We start from the raw sequence: 5,703 nt of genomic DNA on the forward strand, positions 1-5,703 counted from the left end.
CAACTCGCTTTGCCGGCCTCGGCCCTGACGGCCTGTCCGACGTTTCAAACCTTAGCCGATCCCCGCTCCGAAAAGCGAATCCGGCCGCAACCCATATAAACGCGCACGCCGAATTCGCACAGGGACGCGACAAGGCGCGACCCGGCCCGGACCGGGAAGTGGTGTTTCAAGGGATTGGCTACCCGGGGACCGTCCGCGCCGATCGGCGTGTCCGGTGCTCCCTCCAGGCAGCTCGAAGAACTTTACACATCCGTCGCTTCGAGTTCAAGCGGCAGCTGGAAGGCGAGCACGGCGACGTCGTCGTCGTGCTCTGCCGTGACGCCCATGGCCCGCAGCACCCGGGCGCAGACCACCTCGGGATCCCCGGCCGGGCCGGCGAGGGTGCGGGCCAGGAGGTCGAGTCCCTCGTCGATGTCCTCGTCCCGGCGCTCCACCAGGCCGTCGGTGTAGAGCAGCCCCGTCGTGCCGGGCAGCAGCTTGAGCGTGTGGGAGACGTGGTTGCCGCCCCCGGTGCCGAGCGGCGGGCCGTTCAGCTCCTCCCCGCGGAGCACGCTGCCGTCCGGGCTGCGGAGCAGGAGGGGGAGGTGGCCGGCGGACGCGTAGACGAGGCTGCCCGGGGCCGGGTCCCAGACCGCATAGGTGCAGGTGGCGATCTGGTTGGCGTCGATCTCCATGGCGAGGCCGTCGAGGAGGGTCATCACCTCGTGCGGGGGGAGGTCCAGGCGTGCGTAGGCGCGGACGGCGGTGCGCAGCTGGCCCATGACGGCGGCGGCGCGCAGGCCGCGGCCCATGACGTCGCCGATGACGAGGGCGGTGCGTCCCGCGCCGAGGCCGATGACGTCGTACCAGTCGCCGCCGACGGCGGCGTCGGCGCCGCCGGGCTGGTAGTTCGCGGCGACCCTGAGGTCGGCGGGCTGTTCCAGCTTCTGCGGCAGGAGGCTGCGCTGGAGGGTGACGGCGGCCTCGCGCTGGCGGCGTTCGGCCTCGCGGACCCGGCCGGCGGCCTGGACCTGGTCGGTGACGTCGGCCGCGTAGACGAGGAGGCCGGCCGCGCCGGGGCCGGGGCCGGTGGTGTCGGAGAGGGGGACGCAGGAGACGTTGTAGTAGCGGCTGCCGGCGGGTCCGGGGATGCTGCGGGCCTTGACGCTGCGGGGGCGGGCGCTGCGCAGGGCCTGGTCCATCAGGGGGAGGACGCCGAGGGTGGCGAGCTCGGGGAGGGCTTCGGCGGCGGGGCGGCCGACGGCGCGTCCGCCGAAGAGCTCGCGGTAGGCGTTGTTGGCGTAGCCGAGCTGGTGGAGGGGGCCGTAGGTGACGGCGACCGGGGCGGGCAGGCGTTCGAGCACGTCGCGCAGCCCGTACAGCTCGTGGATCTCGCGGTGGTCGAGGGGGCCGGGGGCCGTGGCGGGGTCGCGGGGGCCGGGGAGGCTGACGGGCTCGACAGTGGCGTTCGCGGCGGAGGAGGGGGCGGCGGGCGAGGGCGCGGGGGCGCGTCGCGGGGCTCCGGTGAGCCGGGCACTCCAGCGCATGAGGTTCAACGTCGGCCGCTTCCTCGGTCGTGGGGGTCGGGTGGATCGTGGGGGTGGTCGGGCTTTCCTGCAGGTCGGCGGGGGCGACGACCGGGTGGTCCACCATTCTGACGGATCGTCACATGATGTGCTTGCATCGGCACGCGCCGTAATGACCGGTCGGGCTGATCCTTCCAGGCCCGGGTGCGGTTTCGGAAGCCGTTCCGCCCCCTCGGCGCGTTCGGTTTCGGGCGGTGATCGCGCGCCGGGGGGCGGTGCGGCCGGTCAGCGCCGCTCCGGGAATCCGGACTCGAACTCGGAGCGGGGGTGCTCCACGGACCCGAGCGAGACCACCTCGCGGCTGAAGATGCCGCCCAGCAGCCAGTCGGTGAGGACCCGGACCCGGCGGTCGAGGCTCGGCAGCCTGCGCAGGTGGCGGGCGCGGTGCAGCCACCAGGCCCGGCGCCCGGTGAGCCGACCCCGGCTGGTGTGGGCGACGGCGCGGCCGAGGCCGAGGGAGGTCGAGCAGTGGATCCGCTCGGGCCGGTAGCCGGCGGTGGGCCGGCCGTCGAGCTCGGCGGCGAGGTTGGCGGCGAGCAGTCGGGCCTGGGCCAGCGCGTGCTGGGCGTTGGGGGCGCACAGCAGGTTGTCCGCCGCCGGGTCGGGGACGGCCGCGCAGTCGCCGGCCGCCCAGGCCCCGTCCAGTGGCGTGCCGTCGGGGTGGGCGACCTGGAGGGTGTCCAGGCAGCGGACCCGGCCGGCCGCGTCCAGCGGGAGGTCGGTGTCGGCGAGCAGCGGGGCCGGGCGGACACCGGCCGTCCAGACGAGGGTGCGGGCGGCGAACCGGCTGCCGTCGGAGAGGGTGATCAGCCGGTCGGCGGCGGATTCCAGGGTGGTGCCGAGACGCACGTCGACGCTGCGTTCGCGCAGCTCGGCGAGGGTGTGGGCGGCCAGGTCGGGCGACTCCCCGGCGAGGATCCGGTCGGTGGCCTCGACCAGGACCCAGCGCAGGTCGTCGGGGGCGAGGTTGTAGTAGCCGCGGACGGCGTACCGGGCCATGTCCTCCAGTTCGGCGAGCGCGCCGACGCCGGCGTACCCGGCGCCGACGAAGACGAAGGTGAGGGCGGCCTGGCGGAGCTCGGGGTCGCGGGTGGAGGAGGCGAGGTCGAGCTGTTCGAGCACGTGGTTGCGGAGGGCGACCGCCTCGCCGACGCTGCCGAAGCCGAGCCCGTGCTCGGCGAGTCCGGGGACGGGGGCGATGCGGGAGACCGAGCCGGGGGCGACCACCAGGTGGTCGTAGCGGACCTCGGAGATCCGGCCCTCCTCGCCGCGGGGGGCGGCGTCCACCCAGGCTCGGCGGGTGGCGTGGTCGATCCGGCTGATCCGGGCGGTCAGCACCCGGCAGTCCGGCAGGACGCGGCGCAGCGGGACCACCACGTGGCGGGGGTCGATGCTGCCGGCGGCGACCTCCGCGAGCAGGGGGTGGTAGGTGAGGTAGGGCTGCGGTTCGACCACGGTGATCTCGGCCTCGCCGGTGCGAAGCCGGGGGCCGAGGGCGTGCTGGAGTCCGAGGGCGGCCGACATGCCGGCACAGCCGCCGCCGACGACGAGGATCCTGATGGGGCACCCCCTGCCGGGTGTGGTGTGTGTGACCTGGTTCACGCCCGCCCGGGGCGCCCTCCAATAACGCACCGTGGGAGGTGCTCTTGTCCACAGTGCGGACCGGATCGGGTGGGACGGATGTGGCGGCGGTTGCCGGATTTGCGGTGCGGGTGGCGGGTTGTCCCGGTACGGCCGGGCGGTTCTGCCGGTGTCCTGGGCGGGCCGGGCCGTGCCGGCGGCGGACCGTGCGGGTACGGGCGGCGGCGTAAGGTCCGCTTCTGCCACGAACTCGCCTGAACTATGGTCGGATTGTGTCCGGTCGGGACCGACGGCCGGCTCTCGGCCGGCCGGCCCGGATCGGCCGCCGCGGATCCGGGGCCGACTGGCCGGCGATGAAGCGGGGAAGGTAGTCCGCACCCGGTGCGCTGCGGACGGTGGCAGGACGCACCGGGGGGTGCGATCGGTTGGGCAGGCGCGCTTCGGCCGCCTGCGGGGGAGGGTTGACGTGACGGATCAGGAGCGCGGAGCCGGCGGCCTGGCGGCGCCGGTGCAGGGCCGGAGTGCCGCGGCGGGCTCGGTACCGGAGCAGCGCGGCCCGGTGGGGCCGGAGTCGCTCGGGGCGGGCGGGCCGTCGGCGCGCGACGGGGCGGTCCCGGAGGGCCGGCCCGGGCGGCTGCGGGTGGATGCCCGCCGCAACCTGGAGAGCGTGCTGCGGGCGGCCCGTCAGGTGTTCGGCGAACTCGGCTACGACGCGCCGATGGAGGAGGTGGCACGGCGGGCCGGGGTCGGCGTCGGCACGGTGTACCGGCGTTTCCCGAGCAAGGAGGTGCTGGTCCGCCGGATCGCCGCCGAGGAGGTGGCGTGGCTGACCGCGCAGGCCCGGGAGTCGCTGTACGGCCGGGCGGCGGCGTGGGAGTCGCTGGCGGGTTTCCTGGGCCGCGCGGTGGCGTCGGGCGCGGGCCGGCTGCTGCCCCCGGAGGCCTTCCGGTACGCGGCGGAGCTGGCCCTCGTCCCGGAGCAGCGGGCCGTCCCGGAGTCGGAGGCGCCGGCGGGCGGCGAGGCGGATGCCGATCCGCGGCTGCTGCTGCAGTTGGTGGCGGCGCTGGTCGCGCGAGCGGCGGCCGCGGGTGAACTGCGGTCCGGGGTGACGGTGTCGGATGTGGTGCTGGTGCTGACGGCGGCGGTGCCGGTGCACGCGGCGGCCGCGGATCCGACATCGGGTCAACCCGGCGACGATCCGGCACACCGGCTGCTGCAGATCCTGTTGTACGGTCTGCAGGCGCGCTGAGCCAGGGAGTTGACGCCGCCCGGCGGCGGTCGGCGGGTCTCCCGTACGGGTGGGACACGCTGGTGCGGCTACCGGGGCGCGCTGCGCTATGCCATTCTTTGCCCGTGCTTGCAGCCATTGTCCCGATGCGTGCTGTTCCGGCGGCCGGCTGCCCGCGGGCGGCCGGGGGTGCCGCGGCGGGCCGGCGCGGGGCGGCTGCGGGGAGGCCGCGGTGAGCACCGAGGAGCAGAACGAGCCGGGTTCCGGCGCGTCCGGGCAGGTCCCGGACCAGGCCGGTGCGCCGCTGCGCGAGTCGCTGGTGGGGCGGGTGCCGGGGCAGGCGCCGGCCGGGCGGGGCGGGGTGACGCCGGAGGCGTTCGTCGGCGAGGAGCCGCCCGTGCGGGCGGCCGTGCCGGCCCCTGCCGATCCGGTGGACGGTGAACGCCCGCCTTCGGATGCCGAGTTGACGGCTCGGGTGCGCTCCGGGGACGACTCCGCCTACGAGGAGATCTACCGGCGGCACGTCGATCCGGTGCGCCGGTACGCGCGCAGCTGCTGCCGGGACAGTTTCACCGCGGAGGACCTCGCGGGCGAGGTGTTCGCGCGGACCCTGCAGGCGCTGAAGTCGGGCCGCGGGCCGGACTTCGCGGTCCGTGCGTACCTGCTGACGGCGGTGCGCAATGTGGCGGCGGCCTGGGCGCGCAGCGAGCGCCGTGAGCAACTCGTCGACGACTTCGGCGCGTTCGCGCAGGCCACGGCATCGTCCGTGGAGTACGACCTGGCCGACCCGGGTGCGGACGCCTGGGCGATCGCCCTCGCCGACCGGCGGATGGTGATGCGGGCGTACGCCGGGCTCCCGGAGGACGACCGGGTGGTGCTCTGGCACACCGAGGTCGAGCGGGAGTCGCCCAAGGCGGTGGCCGTGCTGCTCGGCAAGACCGCGAACGCGACCGCCGTCCAGGCCCACCGGGCCCGGGACCGGCTCGCCGCCGCCTTCCTCCAGGCGCACGTCTCGGGCAGCCAGGAGCAGGGCTGTGCCGAGTACGCCGGCCGGCTCGGGGCGTACGCCAGGGGGTCGCTGCGCAAGCGGGCGTCCGCGGACGTCGGGCGGCACGTGCAGGGCTGCGCCCGCTGCACCGCGGCCTGCCTCGAACTGGCCGACATCAACCACGGTCTGCGGGCGGTGCTGCCCGGCGGTGTGCTGCTCTGGGTCGGCGGCGGCTACGTCACGGTCGCGGCGGCCGCCGGCGCGGTGCTCGGCGGCACGGCCGTGGCCGCGGCGGGTGCCGCGGCCGCCGGGGCCGCCTCCGGCGGTGCGGCCTCGGGTGC

At 75.8% G+C, this 5,703-nt stretch carries 3 protein-coding genes and 1 pseudogene; 2 read left to right on the forward strand and 2 right to left on the reverse strand.

Annotation, left to right across the window (positions count from 1 at the left end):
• Positions 1-269 precede the first annotated feature (269 nt).
• Together ACFV0G_RS33760 and ACFV0G_RS33765 are read right to left on the reverse strand one after the other, a co-directional pair.
• Positions 270-1,535 (reverse strand): annotated as a pseudogene (locus tag ACFV0G_RS33760) (PP2C family protein-serine/threonine phosphatase); the annotation flags it as partial.
• Positions 1,536-1,790: 255 nt separating this feature from the next.
• Complete coding sequence (locus ACFV0G_RS33765; protein WP_380556237.1) at positions 1,791-3,089, reverse strand: NAD(P)/FAD-dependent oxidoreductase; 1,299 nt, start codon at positions 3,087-3,089, stop codon at positions 1,791-1,793.
• Between the two features lie 523 nt (positions 3,090-3,612).
• Between ACFV0G_RS33765 and ACFV0G_RS33770 the strand changes: the two genes are divergently transcribed.
• A complete protein-coding gene (locus ACFV0G_RS33770; RefSeq protein WP_380556239.1) occupies positions 3,613-4,395 on the forward strand; it encodes a TetR/AcrR family transcriptional regulator in 783 nt (260 codons plus the stop codon).
• A gap of 211 nt (positions 4,396-4,606) precedes the next feature.
• Positions 4,607-5,703: RNA polymerase sigma factor (locus ACFV0G_RS33775; protein WP_380556241.1), on the forward strand; the 1,097-nt coding region annotated here is incomplete at its 3' end.

The sequence above is a fragment of the Kitasatospora sp. NPDC059571 genome, from assembly GCF_042735675.1.
GTDB lineage: Bacteria > Actinomycetota > Actinomycetes > Streptomycetales > Streptomycetaceae > Kitasatospora.